Below are 17,710 nucleotides of genomic sequence, written 5' to 3'. Positions count from 1 at the left end.
CATTAAGCCTTGATTGTTACTTATCTTAACATAAATATAGATTTCATCAATTCAAATTGCTCATTCTAAAGCTCTGAAAGCCTTAACATTAAAACATTTTAAAGCAACCTAAGCCAAGGCAATAACTATCCTCGGCTCCACTTTACTCATTTATTTAATGTTTTTCATATCAAGTGATTTATTTAAGATCGCTCCCGTATGCTTAATGTTTAAATGAATGGTTATTTCATTAAGAGATTGTTCATCAATAAAAAGCTGACCATTTTCTCTTAACGTTAACCATTCTTTTGGGTGCTTTCTAAAAAACTGATGCTCTAAATTTAAGAAGTCTACATTATTTTCAATTCCTAATTGATAGAGCGCTAAAATTTCATCTTCGACCTCTTTAATTGATTGTTTATAAATTTGCGGGATTACGAGGTGATGATTTTCGTTTCGGTTCGTAAAATAGCCTCTCATCGATACCACAATGTCAAAAGACGGCTTCCCCTCTTTTATACCTGAATTTGTTCTAGGTACAGGGTCTTTAATAACCATCACATATTCTGTATTATCTTCATCAGGTACGACCAATGAGGCCCTTTGTGTATCTGGAATAAGCCAGCGAAGGCCTTCTAATTGATCCGTTGTGAAGAAACCTTTAAAATGGTCATTCTGAATAAAAAATGCCCCGTTCACCTCTAATTTAGATTCATCTTCGTTGTTCTTTTCCCATTGAGTTTGATCAATAGCAAGTGATGGTATATACGTTGTTTGGGAGGGTTCAAACATTTCCCTTGCCAGACGTTGTAATTTTATTGGTCTAATTTTTGAGCTTTGCTCATAGCTTCTCATTGGATTATGCATTATCGTATCAAGAGAGGTCTTAGCGAAGAATCCAGTTTGACTAAGAATATCTTCCATTGATTCAGTTGTACCAAAAACCCAAGGCGTTAAACGAAATTCATAGTACCTCGTTAATGCATCAAAGATGTGTTGAAATCCTTGATCTAGAGCTGACTCACTTAAAACAATAGATGTTACATGCGCCCAAATAATTCTTTCTTGTGCCGTTCGATACACTTCAAAAAAAGCTTCTTCAAATGTATTAGCAACAGCTTTTGAGACGAGCATTTGAGGCTCTCCGGCCCCCCCGCCTTCTGTTGTCGCAACTTGGTCAAGATTAACCATTTGAATGTAACTCTCATATTTCCCGTCTTTAAAGTCAATCCCAATAGCGGTTGCATAATTGGCGTTTTGAAGCTCTTTAATATCACTGCATCCAGCTAACAAAAAGACACTTACTAAAAGGATCATGGTTGGCTTACCTAGAGTTCCCATCATGATTTCCTCCGTTTCAGCATAGGTGCGGTAAAATCTTTACGTTTAAAGGGATTCAGCAGTAATGCAGATGGGATTTCTTTTAAACTTAAAGATGACACTGGCTCAAGATATGACAGTTTAAACGATTGAAGGTGACACAAATAAATAAGTACACTAAATACTGTAATAAAAAATCCATATACTCCTAGAAATGCCGATACAGCTAAGCAGTAGATGCGCAGAACACTCACTGTTCCCGTCAATGATTGATTGACGAGGGTGTACGTTGCAACCGCACTTAGTGCAATGACAACGATAAGCGCCGGTGATGCAAGCCCTGCACGAATCGCCGCATCCCCAATAATTAACCCACCTACAATTGAAATTGTCTGGCCTAATGCTTTTGGCATCCTGACCCCTGCTTCTTTTAATAGCTCAAACAAACCTAATATAAAGATGGCTTCAAGCGCATAGGGAAAGGGAAGACCCTCCCTTGCAATAACTACTGTTGCGAGCAGTGGAAATGGCAGCTGATCTATATTTACAGAAGCAATGGCAATCCAAAAGCCTGGCAAGAAAATAGCAATGGTTAAAGCAACCACTCGGATAATACGCTGGAAAGCAATTAAATAAAATGGATAATGAACATCCTCAGGTGACTTAATCAATTCGAATAAATTAATGGGTCCGATTAACACAGTCGGTGATCCATTCACAATGATAATAAACCGGCCTCGCAGCATGCACTCTACCACAAAATCAGGGCGCGTAATATAATCAAACAAGGGAAATAGAGAAAAGGAACGGTCAGACAGCCATTGTTCTAATTGGCCGCTGCTTACAATCCCTTCTGTTTCAAAGCCCTCCAGTCTTTTTCTAACTTCCTTTATGACTTCTTTGTTTGCTTTATGTTCCAAATACAAAAGGGCTACTTTAGTTTCAGTTTCAGACCCTAGCGTAAACGTTTCACTATATAATCGCGGTGATTTTAACCGCTTTCTAATCAGAGCAATATTAGTATGCAGTTCTTCTGTAAAAGAATCTTTAGGACCTTTAATTGATACTTCAGTAGTGGATTCCTGCGGTGTACGCTGTGGTATTTTCGCGATATCAATTGCCTGAAATTGTGGATCTCCTTCTTTAAAAACAATCAAGTAACCAGAAAAGAGTTTTTCAATCAATAGATCAAAGTTATTTACTTCAAAACTAGGAGGCAGCCCTTGAAGATATGTTTTCTCATCATGGTGATCGCTTAAATTGCTTATAACAGCCATGTAATGATCATTGTATTGGGCGTGATCAATCATCCCTTCACAATAAAAGGAGAGAATTGCATTTGGTTCCTCTTTACACTCTAGATCTTCAAATCTTGCCAACAACTCTTTAAGTTCTGGTATCGTCAACGTTTTGCTTTTTAATTTTTCATCTGCTGTTATTGACTCCGGATAACGTTCTATCTTACGTTTCATAGGCTTTGTGCTCCTCCTTTCTTTCTAGGTAAATAACTAATCACAAGAAGGAAAAGGGTCATTAAAAACCCAAAAATTAATACTGATGGGTAGAAATATCTCCCTAAAAAAGTCTGCATCCAAATATCACTGATCGGGTAGATTGACACAGCAGAAAGAATAATACCCACTAATACAAGCAGCATTTGTTTTGTCTTCTCGGTATATTTTCTCAAAATGTCATAGAGGATAAATAAACATAGTGACACTCGAATGGTTGTTCCGCATAGCAGCTGTAATACTGCTAAAAAATCAACGTGAGAAATATGTTCTCCAATCATCACCAGCCTCCACTGTTCAAAAGCTGGAAATCGCATATTCGCTGCCACATTAGGTCCAAAAGCTGCAATAGAGCCTAAAGTCGGCCCTAGTACTAACCCTGTTAAAAGAGAAATTAAAATAATGAAGTGTTTTAGATAAAATGGCTTATTAAGATGGTGCTGTAACAGCACGATAAAAAGCAGGTCGACACTGCCTCCAAGAACGATGATTGTTCCCTTAATCAGCGGTTCACTGCCATACATTAAAAACCGGAAGCATGTAAGAATATGATTTTTCCCCCATGGTAGAAAAAGCAACTAAATGCCCAAGTATCCAAACGACAGGCAAAAAGAAAGATGAAAGGTAGACAATTGTTTTTAAATTATAGTAAGCAGCTAAGACACATAACAGAAGAAATGGTGCAACAATTAACCAAATAGGTGTCACCGGTAAAAAGTAGATATCTACACTTTGTGTGAAATCATAAAACGTGATGGCCGCAGTGAAAATGATATAAATAATAAATAGAAGAATAACGACTGCCGCCACTGCATGTCCAGTTCTCTCACTGACCCAATCAACCAGCTTTTTCTGTTTATTTCGCTTAATAATGAAATGGAGCAGTACACCCCAAATTAAAAGGAGACCATACCCTATAAGGACACAGATCCAGGCGTCACGCTTTGCTGCTTGAAGAAGATGAGGAAGGATAAGTACATGATTAGAAATACCAATAAATAACAATAACACAAAGATGATCTGCAGTCGTGAAAACATGGTAACCCTCCTCCTTCTTTAGCATTTCATTCCTTAACTTGTGTCAAATGGTTATGGTGTATTCTTAGATCTTCTAAAATTTAAAAAACGCTGCCGGTTACCCGACAACGTCCTTATTGGTATCACATCTGCTAACCGATACTGGGATCCCATTAAATATCGCATTTCCAGATACCGGATCAATCATGCGATCATTACTTAATCGATTTGAATTCACCCCAGCATTCTTCCTCCCCTGTTCAAGCTGAATACCATCCAAATCATGTCCCCACCCATGCGGAAGAGTGACAACACCTTCCATAACGTCATTCATCACCTCAACTCGGACTTCTATTTTCCCTACTGCCGACTCTACACTAACCATGCTTTTATCTTCAATATGATGCCGGCTTGCGTCATTTGGATGCATTTGCAATGTACAACGATTACTCCCCTTCGTTAATTCTTTAATATTATGCATCCAAGAATTATTCGACTGTAGGTTTCTTCGACTGACTAATAATAGGTGATCTGCATTCTTATCACGTTTTCCTTTTAAGCGTGTTAAATCCTTCATTAAAAGAGAGGGTGCCATCTCTATCTTTCCTGAAATAGTGGTAAGCACTTGTGGAAGCCTGGATTTTAAAGGGCCTAAATCCTTCCCATGCGGATACTTCTCACTAAGGACTGTTAAAGATAGTCCACTAGGAACCTCACCGAAAAAGTCACCATATTCACCTGTTCGCAATAAAAAATCAAGCATTCTTTCCGGCCCTCGTCTATGGGAAAGGTTTGAAAAGATTTCAGCTGGGTCCTTGTTCGAAAGAGGTGAATTCTCGTTACGCTGCTCTTTTTTTATAAGCTGCATAACGGCATAATCATCTAGTGCACGTACAGGGTCAACCCCAAGTTCTTCATCCATCACTGCTGCAGCTAACTGAAGCAGGATTTCCCACTCATCGAGCTGATCTTCAGGCAGACCAAATACTTGCTTTGAATAATGAGCGATATTTCTTACGGACAGCTGGTAAAAAGATAAATCATAATGCGAGCGTTCTAGTGCAGAAGGAGCAGGCAGCAGCACATTCGCATGTCTAGTCGTTTCATTTAAGTAACAATCAACACTGACCATAAATTCAAGTGAACTTAATGCTTGTTCTATTCGTTCACCATTCGGTGCGGATAATACTGGATTTCCTGCGACTGTTAGTAAGCCTTTAATTTGGCCCTCTCCAGGCGTTTCAATTTCTTCAGCCAAGCATGAAATCGGAAGTTCTCCTAGCACCTCGGGTTGTTTTCTAATTCTTGAATGAAACCGACCGAACCGATCTGCTTTTTTCTTGCCGCCTGCATTTTTTGAGCCGGCTGCTGGACTGGTGAACATGACTCCTCCTTCTTTATCAAGATTACCTGTGACAATATTAATCACTTCTATTAACCAGCTGTTCATTGTTCCAAACGTTTGAGTACACGTCCCCATTCGACCATAAACAATTGCACGTTCTGTTTTTGCAACCTCTCTAGCAAGCTTCTGTATGATGTGAACATCAATCCCGCATGTAAGACTTAACTCTTCAATTTTGAAGTCATTAAGGGCTTGCTTTAAGTCTTCTAATCCGTTTACATAATTTTCTGCCCTCCCAAGATCTTCTAACCCCTCTGAGAAAATCGTGTGGAGAAGTCCTGCTAAAAAATAGGCATCCGTACCAGGAATAATAGTATAGTGCTCATCAGCAGCTTTTGCTGTAACGGTCGATACCGGATCAATGACCACCATTTTCCCGCCGCGTTTTTGAATATTTTTGATCCGCTTTCTCATATTTGGAGCTGTCATCAAGCTCCCATTTGAAACAAGTGGATTTGCACCGAGTACTAAGAAATAATTCGTACGATCGATATCTGGAATAGGGATCGAAAAGTCACTTCCATACATCCATTCCGCTGTCAGCTGCTTAGGGATTTGATCCATCGTACTTGCGGAATATCGATTTTTTGATCCAAGTGCCCTCAACAAAATTGGAACATAGAGCATACCAGCTAGATTATGAACATTTGGATTGCCTAAATAGCTCGCTACCGCATCTCGACCGTCCTTTTTTATAATGGTCTGCAGACCTCTTTTCACTTCCTCAAATGCTTCTTCCCAAGACGTTTCCCGCCATGTGTTTCCATCACGTATCATCGGCTTTTTAATCCGGTCTGGATCTGAATATAATTTATCTAAATGAAATCCTTTTGGGCATAAGTATCCCTTACTAAAAGGATCTAATGTATCTCCCTTAATAGCCGTTACTTTATTGCCTTCTGTATGAATCTCTAATCCGCATGTTGCTTCACATAGTGGACAGGTTCTGAAATGAACTCTCTTATCTTTCTCTTCCATTCATTAACCTCCTCCAATTTATACCTACTAGTCAGTATGTTAATTTTATAGAATATTCAATTAGTTGGCAAGTATGTTTTATACTGAGTAGTTAATATCACCCTACTTTTAAAACAACAGCCCAATCAAAAACCCTTCGCTTTATAAAAGCGAAGGGTTTTTCCTAGTTACATGACATATTGGCTGAGTGGTGAGATCAACACAATAAGAGCCACAACTCCAACAGCTATTCCACCTGCTTTATTTCCTTTGTGGTAATATTCTTTTGCATAATAACCTGTATAGATTGCTGCTCCAACAGATAACAGCCATATCATTTCTTAATCCCTCACTTCTCTCATATCTGTATTCTGAATAAGTTTCCCAAAGCGAATCGCTTCCATATCAAACTTTACGTCAATGTTAGCATTGGGGTAAATTCGATTATTCCAGTCTGCTTGTTCATATTCTTGTATTGTTCTAAAGTATCGCCTGACGTAAAGTGACCAGTAAAAAGGCTCAGATCCATATACATCTTGTGACTTCTTGATTAGTTTTCCCGCTTCTTGATTAAACTTTTCCTCAACTGCTCTTTCAAGCATTTTAAGATTTTCTTGATTCGTCCCATATTCGATGAGACTAGGGACTGCTAATAGTTCCAAGTGAAACGGAACAACCACATCGATTTGAGCTGGCTCATCTTCTTTCATTTTTATAGAAATATTTGTTGTTCGCTCTTTTATGAGACGTGCAGATATGCGGTGCACCTCAGACTTCGGATCTGGAAAATTAATTAATATGTCCTCTATATGCTGAGTATTATCAAGAATCATTGAAAGCCTTGTTTCTTCACCTGTTAACGTATCTATCATAACTCCCTCTTTAAAAACAGCGGATCCAATAAACTGTGTGTCCTGTTCCCCTTTTTGCGGTACTTGACCAGCGTAAAATTCGTCTTCTAATGCAGGTTTATCTTGTAGCCTTGTAGCAGTTGCATAGATGCCTAAAAACAAATCAGCATCCCCTTCTGTAATTTGAAAAAAGCGATGAATGTCTGCATCAGGAATCAGCCCTGTACTGCTCGATTGCTGCATCATAAGCTGATAATACTTATGGGGCTTTACTTCAAGCGGAGGATCATTGTTTGCAAGAAATTCACTTGCATTTTCTCTTGTTATAATAAGCTGCACTCCTCTTCTAAACGCCGCTGCTCTAGTTGTCGCTTGTAAGACATTTAATAACTCGCCAGAACGCGCAAGCTCTTCAGAAACAATTAATACTTTTGTCTGATCAAGATTAATTTCTCTGGCAATGAGAGTGTTAGCGGTACTTTTTGCCGCGATGATATCATTGGCTTGTATCGTTATATTCTTTTGAAGTTCACCCTCTGCTTGACCTCCTCTTAACTGCCCTTGAGCTATCTGAAAGGAGATCTGATATTGTCCATCATCTTCTGCCTTATCTATCCCCACTGCAATAACAAAAGCCTGCTGTTCAAGCTCTGTTTTATCATAGCAGCCTCCTAGTATTAATAAACTAAGAATAATTATCAAACCTTTAGTTCTCTTCACCTCGCTAACTCCCCCTTACTTTTAGCCACAGCCCACAAAATAAGAGGCAGTATGATAAATAAAGGAGTTGTCAATGTTAGGAACATATCGCGATAAACGAGTACATTTTGAATTGGATTATTAATGGACATTCCCAACACTATAGCTAAAAAGAAGAAAACAGCTAACAAAGGTTTGAATGATGAGATTGAAAAAACAGCTGCAAAAATCCATGTGGTAAAATAAAGATAAATCGTATAAATGCTGCAAATAACCAAAAGATCATAAAGAAGGCTTCAACATTAGTAAAATACATTCCAACAGAAATGTACTGGGTCACTTCATGGAAAGGATAAGCCACTTGGTCGATCGATTTATAATCAAAGAAGAGGCTGTACATGAGAAAAAACAAAGTTAGTTCAAACAAGGTAAATGCGCCGCCAATGTAAGTAGTTCTATGAAACGTTTTTGTTGATTTCAAAGAGGTGTAAGCCATTGTTAAAAGAAAGAGATCTCCAAAAATTGAAGCCTTTTTAACCCCTTCAATAACTGTCACCATCATCCCTTCGCCCCAAATTGGAAATACCCGCATCCACACGACATCTTTTAGCACTAAAACTAATAAAATGAGTGCAATCACTTTAATAAATGGAGTTAAGATCCAAGATGTTGATGCGATGACATTCAACCCTTTTCTTGCACCAAACAAAATGACAATGAATAAAACAGTATATAATGCATACTGCGGAGATTGCGGGAAGAAGATGGAACTTAGTTCATCTAGATAATTTCTGCTTTCTAAAACTAGTGATACAAATGCCACTAGGAATAGTACTACGCCAACTAATCCACCCACCCACTTTCCTAACAAATGATAAATAAGGTCCATTAAATTCTTATTCTGGTAGGTACGTAATAAATATAGAAGCAACAAAAAGGGCGCCAATAAAGTTAATGCTCCCGCAAAAGGCATCATCCAGAATGCATTTTTACCTGATTGAGCCAAAATGGCAGGAGTCATACTTGTAATTTTTGTTCCAATCGCTAGAACAATGATTGAGAAAAACTCACGTCCGCCAATTTTTTGTGAATGTTCCATATAATCACCTACCTCATGCTGTTTTTCTTCATATCCCTCGGATGAATCTGACCAGGTCTAAATAATTCCTTTGATACAGGACCTCTGAAGACTGTATCGTTTCCGGAACGAAAGTGAGGAGAAAGAGGAGACAAAAACGGGACTCCAAAAGATCTAGCAGCTGCAGCATACATCAAACATAATATAAAGGCTCCTATTATTCCGAAAATGCCATAGGTCGCAGCCGCAAAAATAAAGACAAATCTGATCATACGAATCGTGTAATTTAAACTTACATCCGCAATAGCGAAAGACGATAAACCCGAGAGTGCTACCACAATGACAACAATCGGACTTATTACATTTGCCTCAACTGCTGCCTGTCCTAATATGAGAGCACCGACGATCCCTATTGTTGGTCCAAGAGGGCTTGGAATCCTTAATCCTGCTTCACGTATTAATTCAAATGCGAACTCCATCATGACGATTTCAAATACAAGCGGAAAAGGAAGCTGCTCTCTTGCTCCTGCTATAGCTAAAAGTAAATCAATAGGTATCATTTCCTCATGAAAATTCGTCACTGCAATGTAAAAAGATGAGATAAATAAAGTAATAAAAACCGCAAGCAAGCGAATCAACCTTGAGAAATTACCATAGAGCAGCCTTGAATAATGATCTTCTGGTGAGTGAAAGAAAGACCAAAAGGTAACTGGAAGAATGAGCGCTGCAGGAGAGTTTTCCATAATGATTGCGATATAGCCATCATCAATGTAAGCTGCTGTTCGATCAGGTCTTTCAGTATATAAAACACTCGGGAGTAATGAATAGGTTCGCTCCTCAATAAATTGCTCAAGCATTTCGATGCTCCTGACACTGTCTACCTCAATTCGTTCAATACGTTTTTTCACTTCATTTAACACGTTCTCATCTACCAGATCATTCAAATACAAAATCGTGGCCTCACTCTTGCTTCTAACCCCTACACTCATACCTTCAGCGATAAAATGTGGATTAGATATCCTCTTTCTTAGAAGCGATAAATTTACAGAAGCTGATTCTGTAAATGCTTCTTTTGGCCCTTTAACAAGCACTTCATTCTCAGCTTTCTCAATTCCGCGGTGCTCATAGCTGGCAACATTAAATGCCAGCCCGTTTGAACTTCCTTCTATTATGAAAATCACATACCCTTGATGAATATAATTGCTCACATCCAACAGATCATTTACGTCACTAATATGTTCAATGAAAACAATATCTCTAATATCTTTCCCATCCTCAGTTAGTAGAGGAGAGATAATCGATTGTTCGACTTTATCTAGATCTACAGCGGTTGCATAAAAAAAGAGTGCAGCTCTCGAATCCATCCCTTTTATATGTATATCCCGAACGACAAAGTCTTTGTTAATAGAGGCTGAATATAATTCTTTAATCATCTCTATGTTTTGTGTTAATTCATCACTTAATGGAGAAGTAGTGATGTCAGCTGCTTCAGTTGATCTTGAGTGCTTTATAAACTTTCGCTTCAAATGATAAAGCATGCGTTTCACCACCTCATCCAGTTCTTCATAGTTAGCCTAACCCAAACTCTTGGAATTATTTTGTTAGATTGGCTGAAGAATTGACACTTACACATAAAAAGCCAAGCACTCATAGTATGAGAGCTTGGCTTAAATGAACTGATCAAGTTATGCACTTTTTTCTAATAAATCATTGATTTCATTTTTATATAAATCAGATTTACCGCCAAATACTGCTTGAATGTTTTTATCGTACTTCATCACCCCAGCAGCCCCTAACGCTTTCAATTGACCTTCGTCAATCTTTTTTGGATCAATAACTGTTACACGCAGCCTTGTAAAACACGCATCAACGTATTCAATATTTTCTTTTCCCCCAAAAGCTTCTAATATTTGAAAGGCTTTCTCTTGATAAGAGGATGCAGCTTTCACATTTTTCTCATTAAAATCTTTACGTGTATATAACTTTGCCTCTTGACCCGCTCTACCTGGAGTGGCAAGGTCCCACTTTTTAATGGCGAATGTAAATGTTGCATAATACAGAACGAAGAAAAAAGCACCGAGAATCAAATTCATCCACCAATTAGGCGTACCTGGCAAGACGTTCACTAACACATAATCTATAAACCCTGAGCCGCCAGCCCAACCTAATTGAACATTTAACATATAGGCAATCGTAAAACTAATACCTGTAAAGAGAGCATGTACAACAAATAAGAGCGGAGCAACGAATAAGAAAGTAAATTCAATCGGTTCTGTAATCCCTGTTAAAAAGGCAGTCCCCGCTGCTGCAATCAGCATCCCTTTAATCACAGGCTGGTTCTTTTTATCAGCTTGTCGGTACATAGCAAGAGCTGCACCTAATAGACCAAACATTATAATTGGAAATTTACCAGCCATAAAGCGACCGGCTGTTACTTCTTCTCCCGCAGCAATTTGTGATAAGAAAATATATTGATCTCCTGACACCATTTGACCTGCTACTTCAGCTGTTCCTCCAAGCTGTGTCCATAGGAAAGGCGCATACCAGATATGATGCAGTCCAGTGGGAATTAAGACTCGTTCTAGAAATCCATACAATCCTACATATAATGGATTTGTCGTATCGGAAGCGATTACATTTGCGACCGCATTAATCCCCACTTGGATAGGCGGCCAAATAACCATCATTATAAGAGCTAAGAAAATCGATGCAAAAACCATTACTATCCCTACTGAACGATCTCCTGCAAAGAACCCTAATACTTCGGGAGGTTGGAATCTTCGAAAGCGGTTATAGACAAAAACAGCAAGCATCCCTACAAGAATTCCGCCTAGCACCCCTGTCTCAAGTGTCGGTATTCCTAAAGCCATTCCGTATTCACCCTGAGCTTCCGTCATCTCAGGTGTAATTCCAAGTGCTAAAGATATCGTTGTATTCATTATTATGTACCCTAGCAGTGCTGCAAGGGCTGCAATACCCGATCCGCCTGTTAGACCTATCGCAACACCTACCGCAAAAATGATGGGTAAGTTGTGAAAGATACTTAACCCAATCGATTGCATCCCTGAACTTACCGCTTGCATTGATTCTGTTTGCAAAACGGTTAAATAATCAGCTAAAGGTCCATTCATCGCAGCGCCAATTCCAAGCAGGATTCCCGCTGCAGGAAGAAGTGCTACAGGAACCATGAGTGATTTACCAAACTTCTGTAAGTTTGCAAATGAAAATAGTTTCATCTCCTTCTACCTCCACTTCATCTAAGAGCGGTTGGCAAGAGCGACCCTGCCAACCACAACTAAAGGTGTTTTACTAGACTAATTGTTTTGTTTTAAATGCCGGCCAATATCTTTGATTAGAAATAATAAGTTCATCTAAAATCTGACGAGCGCGAGGCGCATCAACTACTGTACGGTTCAAGGTCAGGGCTTGAAGAAGTTTATTGTAGTCTTTTTCATACCAGCCATCGACCACTAATTTTTCATAAGCTAACTGACCCTCAATTAATCCTTTTTGGAAGGTAGGAATTTCACCGACTGCAAATGGCTTTGGCCCTTGAGATGTCAATGCAGCAGGCACTTCCACCATAGCATCGTCTTGTAGATTTGAAATAATTCCGTTGTTCTCGACAATCACAATAAACGTATCATGGCGATTATACGCCAGGGACGCAGCCACGCGAATCATATAACAGCCATGAATATCAACCTCTAGATGCGCATTCTCAGTAGATTGTTCACGAATAATCGTTTCACATTGTGTAATAACTCGCTTTTCACGACCATTGATTACTTGTCTAGCACGGGTATTATTTTGATCCTCTTTTTCTACCATTTGAGATGGGTATAGATAATATTGTAAATACGTATTTGGCAGGTAATCAGGGAAATCACGAAGCATTGTTTCAACTTGTTTGAACGTTTTAATCCATGAAGGATCGTTCACAATCTCTGAATCCTCTGGTAAGAAACCGTCATTTAAAATTGCTGATTTAATATCTTCCATCACTGATTGACCATCTTTATCATAAATATTTGTGAACCAGCCAAAATGATTCAATCCGAAATATTCAGGCACTAGATCCCAAATTTCTTTTCCTAAGATCTTCGCATAACTTACCATAATTGCCGCCGGCATATCACAAATATTTAAGATCTTATGATCATTTGGAAATTCTCGGCGCAGAGCCTCTGCTACAATGGCAGCTGGATTTGTATAATTTAGGATCCATGCATCTGGTGAATACTGCCTTAATTCGTTTATTATCTCAATCATATCTCCAATGGAACGAAGTCCGTAAGCCATACCGCCAGGGCCACATGTTTCTTGTCCTACAGCTCCGTATTTCAATGGGATCTGCTCATCTTTCTCACGCATCTCTAGACCGCCTGTGCGAATCTGAACAAAAGCAAAATCTACATTTTGATAAGCTTCGGCTTTATTTGTTGTATAGTTAAACTCCTCAAGCTCTGGATATTTCTCTCGTAAAATGACTTCCGTGGCTTTTGCTATACTCTCTTGTCGTTCTGCATTTGTATCATAAAAGGTAATTGATTTTAAAGGGAAATTCTTTTTTTCTTCTATTAAGCTCATGACCATTCCAAGTGTGTATGTACTTCCTCCGCCAATTACTAATAAACGTTGTTTTTTCATGTTGATTCCTCCATCACTTGTATATTTGTATTTAATTTGTATTATAATTAACTTAGAACAAATATAATACAAATTAATGAAAGCGTCAACATTCAATTTCATTTGATGGAAGATATTTCGTAGAGTATGATAAAATTATGAGCTCATAGGATAGGACGTGTAATAGTGAAAACATCATCCCCTTTATATAGACAGATTGCTAAACAGATGAAAGAAAAAATCCATAAAAAAGCTTGGCTGGAAGGAGAAACGATTCCAACTGAAGCCAAGCTAGTAGAGATGTTCCAAGCAAGCCGCGTGACAATTCGCCAAGCTATCAACCTCTTAGTGAATGAAGGTCTGCTTTATAAAATTCAAGGCAGCGGAACCTATGTAAAAGAAAATAAAATTGAACATAATATTTATTCCCTTAAAAGTTTCACAGAGGAGATGAATGCATTAGAAAAGCAAGCAGCTAACAAAATTCTTACGTTTCAATTAATCGACCCGCCAGATGAGATACGAAGCCGGCTTGGGATCCAGGAGGGTGAACAAGTTGTTTATGTGCGGCGTTTACGTATGATTGAAGACAAACCTCTTGTCATTGAAGACACCTATATGCCGATAAAACTATTTCCGGACTTGTCCCTTGAAGTCATGCAAGGTTCTAAATATCACTATATTGAACAGACAAAACAATTTAAAATTAAGGAAAGCTTTCAAGAAGTCCTTCCTTACATGCCTCCTGATGAAATAAGAGAACTGCTGCATCTTGACTGCAACATTCCTATTATCAAAGTACAACTTTCATCGACCTTAAAAGATGATACTGTGTTTGAGTACAGTGAATTATATTTTAAAAGTGATGAATACAAATTTACGATTGTCGCGACAAGAACCTGACAAAAAACAACCTGCTCCCACTTGGAACAGGTTGTTTACGCTTCTTGTTTTTGTAGTTGTTCTAGTTGATTTCTCCGATTTTGAAGCTGCTGCGTTTTCGACTCTAATTGTACAGATAGAAAGTTCTGAGCCATTTCAATTTGACGATAATAGGTAGAAAACGAGGAGGAAGTAAGATCATTATATTGTTCATATACCTTACTCGTGCGAATCGTTTCAAACTCTGCAGCATACTTTCCAGCCCAGGTGTTTGAATTAAGCTCAGGCAGCAGGAATTGACCTTGGAATGCTGTCATTTCTGCTTCTTGACTTTCTAGCTTGGCCCTTGCTTCATTCAATCGTAGTAATTGTTCTTGAATCTGGCTTATATCATTTGATAATATCGCTATACTTTGTCTAACCGTCGCTTCTGTTTCAAACATCGTCTTCCCTCCATTCTATTTGGTTTTCAATCTCAAGAGTGTGCAACCAACCTTCAAGACTCAGCAAGTTGAATTCTACTTTACTAGCATTAGAATATGTTATCACCCATACCCCTTCCTCAGCTGGCAAATGAAAGATCACTTTATTTAAATGGGTATCCTGGTACTCCTCATCCACAGTGAGAAAACTTATACTATCAAGCAGCCTGTCTCTCTTATCTAAACTTCGAATAAACTGGTCAAATGCTTCTCTTTCCTGAGGAGCAAAATCAGCCGCTCTGCGAATTTTTCGTCCCCCGCTTTTCTTGCTCATTTCGGCAAACTGATCATCAGTCAGAGTAAATGAGACATTAGCAGCCCCTCTTATATTAGAATAGCGGTAAAAGCTAGCTATCTCCTTATTAAGATCAGCGTGAGGAAGAACGGTCATTTTATGATCTTCATCTTTCATGAAGATATCCTCTCGCAGCCACGTCCCATTTTTTAATCGACGAAAAATAAGCGTTTCATTTTTATCCCGATTAATTGCTCGAATGATAGACCGAGCTTGAATATATTCATGGATAAAATCCTGCAGCCATCCGGATACAATATGTTCCTCATCAATCCATTCTTTTTCAAGTAAAAGCTCTAATGCTTTCTCAGAATAATCTCTCCAAAAAAACTCTGTGCGATTAGGAAACATACTGTCTCCAATTTCCTTCGCTTTGTCTTCATAACCGCATAGAGAAATTAGCACGATTAACTCTTTTGAAGATAATGTTTCAATGTTCATTGGTTCACCCCCTATTAGTGTTTGGTGAAATTAACATATGAGTCTATCCTCTAGAAGCCAAGTGAATCAAGTAATAAACCAACTAAAATTAATATAATGATGCATATTAGAATAAATCCAATAGTCCATGCACCAAAAACTAACCTTGCCCTCCAATAAGAATATTTCTTCATGAAATGTATATAGAAGAAATAAGGAATACCGTGCATGAGATAGAAAACGATATTTAATCCTTTATCAAAGGTAGTTTCAGGACTCTTCGTATATGCCCTCCCAAAAAACGAGATAAAGTGATTACCAAAAATCGCTGGCATCAACGCACTTAATATATTTAACGCAATTAACGAGACGAGAGCAATTCCCAAAAAATAGATAATCAACATTTTACAACTTCACCCACTTGCTTGATGAGCTACCTACTTCATCCCCTTTTACTGTGTTGCCTAGATGAGAGACACTAATCACCTCTTGTTGAGCTACTTCCTCTTTTCTTCTTTGTAAGGAGCGATACTCTTCTATCGAGCAATAAGATAAGTGAGGTGCCTTCTTGAACAACTCTGTTATAAATTCTCTTTCGTTTTCAGGAGAAACACGAATATTCATCGATCTGTCATGAAAATCAACCATAAAGCCACTAAAAGCATACATGAAATTGTAATGAGGGACACGATATAACCCCTTTGTCTCTTGAATGCTTTTCATATTTTTATAATCAAACGTATATGTCTGCAACCCTATTTGTACTTCTAAATACTCGTCTTCTACTACAAATAGTAAACGAAGAAACAACGTAATAATCCACAGCACTAATAACGCATATCCGGTTAATAAAGGTGGGATTAATAATGAAGCATCTCTCCAGCCATACATTACAAAGAACATTACGATAAGACCAATAACAGTTGCTATATTAATAGACAGCATGGGCAGATCCCGTCTTCCTTTAAAAGCCATAAGAATCCTCCTACTCTTGCTCTGCTGGCTTTAAGAACGTAGAATGTATTTTCTCTTGAAATTGCTTTGCATATACATTAGTAACATGAACATTAAGATGCTCATCATATTCCAACATCCATACTCCACTAGTCGAAGGTATGTGAAATAGAACTTCTGTTATTGTATTTTGCTCATTTTCCAGATCGACTTTTATTAGACTTATATTGTGCAGGGTCCAATTGTTGCTATTAATAGAGGAAATAAGTTCGTCAAAAGCAGTCAGTTGATCATCCGGCATGTTCAAAAGACTTTTCAGTTTAGGAACGTTTTCTTCCTTACTTAATAAATCAAATTGATGATCCGTTAATGTAAAGGCTTGATGATTCTCGCCTTTCATATCCATGTACTGATTGAAGTGCAGGACATGCTCTGAAATTTCATGCTCTTCTATAAAGAAAAATTCATGGATAATATCTGCGGTGACATGATGCATGAGCCACTTCTCATTAGGGAGTTGATGAAAGAGGAGAGATTCATTAGCTGTGACATTAATAGTTCGAATAATTTTCGGAGATTGTACAAAGTGCTTAATAAATAATTGAAGCTCCTCATTTAAAGGCACCTCATTATTACTTGCTTTTTGAACGTCCCATACCCCTTTTAGCATTAATTGATGAACCGCCCCTTCAAACACGGCTTCCCAAGCATCCTCTGATTTTTCCCCTAATGAAGATTCACCAATTCCTTTAGCAACAGAAGGGTACCCGCATAAATCTACTAGAACGACCAATTCTTCTGTAGTACACTTTAATACTGACTGCATCTTCTAATCACCTCTCATATCAATCATTGATTTACATTTATTATAAAACCCTTTCAAACCACTCGATGAAAATACCGTACATTGCTATAAATATAAAGCTTACGAAGAAGAAAGCAATCGACCAGATAAAGAACAATAATCTTGCTTTCAAATATGTATATCTCACCATAAATCTTGTATAAAAATAGAGAGGGATTCCATAAATTGCATAGAACAATCTATTGATAAGCCGGTCATGAATCGTTTGAGGGTTACAGACATATGTTAACTTCATAAAGGAGATAGCAGAGTGACCAACCAAATTCGCGACAAAAGTCATTACTAATTGGAAAGTCAACAAAATACCTATAATTAAAAATATACTGTTAACTACTAATATCATTTAAGTTTCTCCCAGATTACCAA

18 protein-coding genes are annotated in these 17,710 nt (G+C 38.1%); 1 reads left to right on the top strand and 17 read right to left on the bottom strand.

Annotated elements, in window-relative coordinates; all coding sequences use genetic code 11:
• Positions 1–150 precede the first annotated feature (150 nt).
• From BPOF4_RS04980 to BPOF4_RS04940, 11 genes are all read right to left on the bottom strand, one after another.
• The gene (locus BPOF4_RS04980; RefSeq protein ID WP_081457623.1) at positions 151–1,323 is read right to left on the bottom strand and encodes a Ger(x)C family spore germination protein; all 1,173 of its coding nucleotides are present in this window, start codon (positions 1,321–1,323) and stop codon (positions 151–153) included.
• On the bottom strand, positions 1,320–2,771 hold the full coding sequence (locus BPOF4_RS04975) for a spore germination protein (protein WP_012957985.1): 1,452 nt from the start codon (positions 2,769–2,771) through the stop codon (positions 1,320–1,322). Before BPOF4_RS04975 ends, BPOF4_RS04980 begins: the two co-directional genes overlap by 4 nt.
• Positions 2,768–3,334 (bottom strand): SLC5/6 family protein, encoded by a 567-nt coding sequence (locus BPOF4_RS21125; protein ID WP_012957984.1) that lies wholly within the window; start codon positions 3,332–3,334, stop codon positions 2,768–2,770. Before BPOF4_RS21125 ends, BPOF4_RS04975 begins: the two co-directional genes overlap by 4 nt.
• The gene (locus BPOF4_RS21120) at positions 3,321–3,848 is read right to left on the bottom strand and encodes a GerAB/ArcD/ProY family transporter (protein ID WP_012957983.1); all 528 of its coding nucleotides are present in this window, start codon (positions 3,846–3,848) and stop codon (positions 3,321–3,323) included. Before BPOF4_RS21120 ends, BPOF4_RS21125 begins: the two co-directional genes overlap by 14 nt.
• A 97-nt stretch (positions 3,849–3,945) precedes the next feature.
• Complete coding sequence (locus tag BPOF4_RS04965; RefSeq protein WP_012957982.1) at positions 3,946–6,210, bottom strand: molybdopterin-dependent oxidoreductase; 2,265 nt, start codon at positions 6,208–6,210, stop codon at positions 3,946–3,948.
• Between the two features lie 167 nt (positions 6,211–6,377).
• Positions 6,378–6,527: a hypothetical protein gene (locus tag BPOF4_RS22120; RefSeq protein WP_012957981.1), complete on the bottom strand. Its 150-nt coding sequence runs from the start codon at positions 6,525–6,527 to the stop codon at positions 6,378–6,380.
• Positions 6,528–6,530: 3 nt separating this feature from the next.
• Entirely contained in the window at positions 6,531–7,760 is a 1,230-nt protein-coding gene (locus tag BPOF4_RS04960) for a Ger(x)C family spore germination protein (RefSeq protein ID WP_012957980.1), read from the bottom strand.
• A gap of 163 nt (positions 7,761–7,923) precedes the next feature.
• A complete protein-coding gene (locus BPOF4_RS04955) occupies positions 7,924–8,838 on the bottom strand; it encodes a GerAB/ArcD/ProY family transporter (protein WP_012957979.1) in 915 nt (304 codons plus the stop codon).
• Positions 8,839–8,846: 8 nt separating this feature from the next.
• Positions 8,847–10,355 (bottom strand): spore germination protein, encoded by a 1,509-nt coding sequence (locus BPOF4_RS04950; protein ID WP_012957978.1) that lies wholly within the window; start codon positions 10,353–10,355, stop codon positions 8,847–8,849.
• Between the two features lie 147 nt (positions 10,356–10,502).
• Entirely contained in the window at positions 10,503–12,053 is a 1,551-nt protein-coding gene (locus BPOF4_RS04945; RefSeq protein WP_012957977.1) for a PTS transporter subunit EIIC, read from the bottom strand.
• A 73-nt stretch (positions 12,054–12,126) separates the two neighbouring features.
• Positions 12,127–13,467, bottom strand: a complete 1,341-nt coding sequence (locus BPOF4_RS04940; protein ID WP_012957976.1) for a 6-phospho-alpha-glucosidase — start codon at positions 13,465–13,467, stop codon at positions 12,127–12,129.
• Positions 13,468–13,632: 165 nt separating this feature from the next.
• Between BPOF4_RS04940 and BPOF4_RS04935 the strand changes: the two genes are divergently transcribed.
• Entirely contained in the window at positions 13,633–14,349 is a 717-nt protein-coding gene (locus BPOF4_RS04935; protein WP_012957975.1) for a GntR family transcriptional regulator, read from the top strand.
• 35 nt (positions 14,350–14,384) lie between these two features.
• On the opposite strand, the gene BPOF4_RS04930 is transcribed toward BPOF4_RS04935, so the two are convergent.
• From BPOF4_RS04930 to BPOF4_RS04905, 6 genes are read right to left on the bottom strand one after another with little or no spacing between them, the layout of a single operon-like run.
• Entirely contained in the window at positions 14,385–14,771 is a 387-nt protein-coding gene (locus BPOF4_RS04930) for a YwqH-like family protein (protein ID WP_012957974.1), read from the bottom strand.
• Complete coding sequence (locus BPOF4_RS04925; protein ID WP_012957973.1) at positions 14,764–15,546, bottom strand: hypothetical protein; 783 nt, start codon at positions 15,544–15,546, stop codon at positions 14,764–14,766. The genes BPOF4_RS04930 and BPOF4_RS04925 overlap by 8 nt, the downstream gene beginning before the upstream one ends.
• Before the next feature lie 50 nt (positions 15,547–15,596).
• On the bottom strand, positions 15,597–15,929 hold the full coding sequence (locus BPOF4_RS04920) for a hypothetical protein (RefSeq protein WP_012957972.1): 333 nt from the start codon (positions 15,927–15,929) through the stop codon (positions 15,597–15,599).
• Position 15,930: 1 nt separating this feature from the next.
• Positions 15,931–16,500, bottom strand: coding sequence for a PH domain-containing protein (locus BPOF4_RS04915; RefSeq protein WP_012957971.1), 570 nt, complete (start codon positions 16,498–16,500; stop codon positions 15,931–15,933).
• A gap of 10 nt (positions 16,501–16,510) precedes the next feature.
• Positions 16,511–17,305: a hypothetical protein gene (locus BPOF4_RS04910; protein WP_012957970.1), complete on the bottom strand. Its 795-nt coding sequence runs from the start codon at positions 17,303–17,305 to the stop codon at positions 16,511–16,513.
• 40 nt (positions 17,306–17,345) lie between these two features.
• Positions 17,346–17,687: a hypothetical protein gene (locus tag BPOF4_RS04905; RefSeq protein WP_012957969.1), complete on the bottom strand. Its 342-nt coding sequence runs from the start codon at positions 17,685–17,687 to the stop codon at positions 17,346–17,348.
• Positions 17,688–17,710 lie beyond the last annotated feature (23 nt).

Source organism: Alkalihalophilus pseudofirmus OF4, assembly GCF_000005825.2.
Taxonomy (GTDB): domain Bacteria; phylum Bacillota; class Bacilli; order Bacillales; family Bacillaceae_D; genus Alkalihalophilus; species Alkalihalophilus pseudofirmus.
The sequence above is the reverse complement of the archived record's forward strand: the minus strand, read 5'-3'. Positions and strand labels throughout refer to the sequence as shown.

Coding starts and splice junctions, on each gene's coding strand:
- BPOF4_RS04980 (WP_081457623.1), bottom strand. CDS start 1,323: ATGATGGGAACTCTAGGTAAGCCAACCATGATCCTTTTAGTAAGTGTC.
- BPOF4_RS04975 (WP_012957985.1), bottom strand. CDS start 2,771: ATGAAACGTAAGATAGAACGTTATCCGGAGTCAATAACAGCAGATGAA.
- BPOF4_RS21125 (WP_012957984.1), bottom strand. CDS start 3,334: ATGTATGGCAGTGAACCGCTGATTAAGGGAACAATCATCGTTCTTGGA.
- BPOF4_RS21120 (WP_012957983.1), bottom strand. CDS start 3,848: ATGTTTTCACGACTGCAGATCATCTTTGTGTTATTGTTATTTATTGGT.
- BPOF4_RS04965 (WP_012957982.1), bottom strand. CDS start 6,210: ATGGAAGAGAAAGATAAGAGAGTTCATTTCAGAACCTGTCCACTATGT.
- BPOF4_RS22120 (WP_012957981.1), bottom strand. CDS start 6,527: ATGATATGGCTGTTATCTGTTGGAGCAGCAATCTATACAGGTTATTAT.
- BPOF4_RS04955 (WP_012957979.1), bottom strand. CDS start 8,838: ATGGAACATTCACAAAAAATTGGCGGACGTGAGTTTTTCTCAATCATT.
- BPOF4_RS04950 (WP_012957978.1), bottom strand. CDS start 10,355: ATGCTTTATCATTTGAAGCGAAAGTTTATAAAGCACTCAAGATCAACT.
- BPOF4_RS04945 (WP_012957977.1), bottom strand. CDS start 12,053: ATGAAACTATTTTCATTTGCAAACTTACAGAAGTTTGGTAAATCACTC.
- BPOF4_RS04940 (WP_012957976.1), bottom strand. CDS start 13,467: ATGAAAAAACAACGTTTATTAGTAATTGGCGGAGGAAGTACATACACA.
- BPOF4_RS04930 (WP_012957974.1), bottom strand. CDS start 14,771: ATGTTTGAAACAGAAGCGACGGTTAGACAAAGTATAGCGATATTATCA.
- BPOF4_RS04925 (WP_012957973.1), bottom strand. CDS start 15,546: ATGAACATTGAAACATTATCTTCAAAAGAGTTAATCGTGCTAATTTCT.
- BPOF4_RS04920 (WP_012957972.1), bottom strand. CDS start 15,929: ATGTTGATTATCTATTTTTTGGGAATTGCTCTCGTCTCGTTAATTGCG.
- BPOF4_RS04915 (WP_012957971.1), bottom strand. CDS start 16,500: ATGGCTTTTAAAGGAAGACGGGATCTGCCCATGCTGTCTATTAATATA.
- BPOF4_RS04910 (WP_012957970.1), bottom strand. CDS start 17,305: ATGCAGTCAGTATTAAAGTGTACTACAGAAGAATTGGTCGTTCTAGTA.
- BPOF4_RS04905 (WP_012957969.1), bottom strand. CDS start 17,687: ATGATATTAGTAGTTAACAGTATATTTTTAATTATAGGTATTTTGTTG.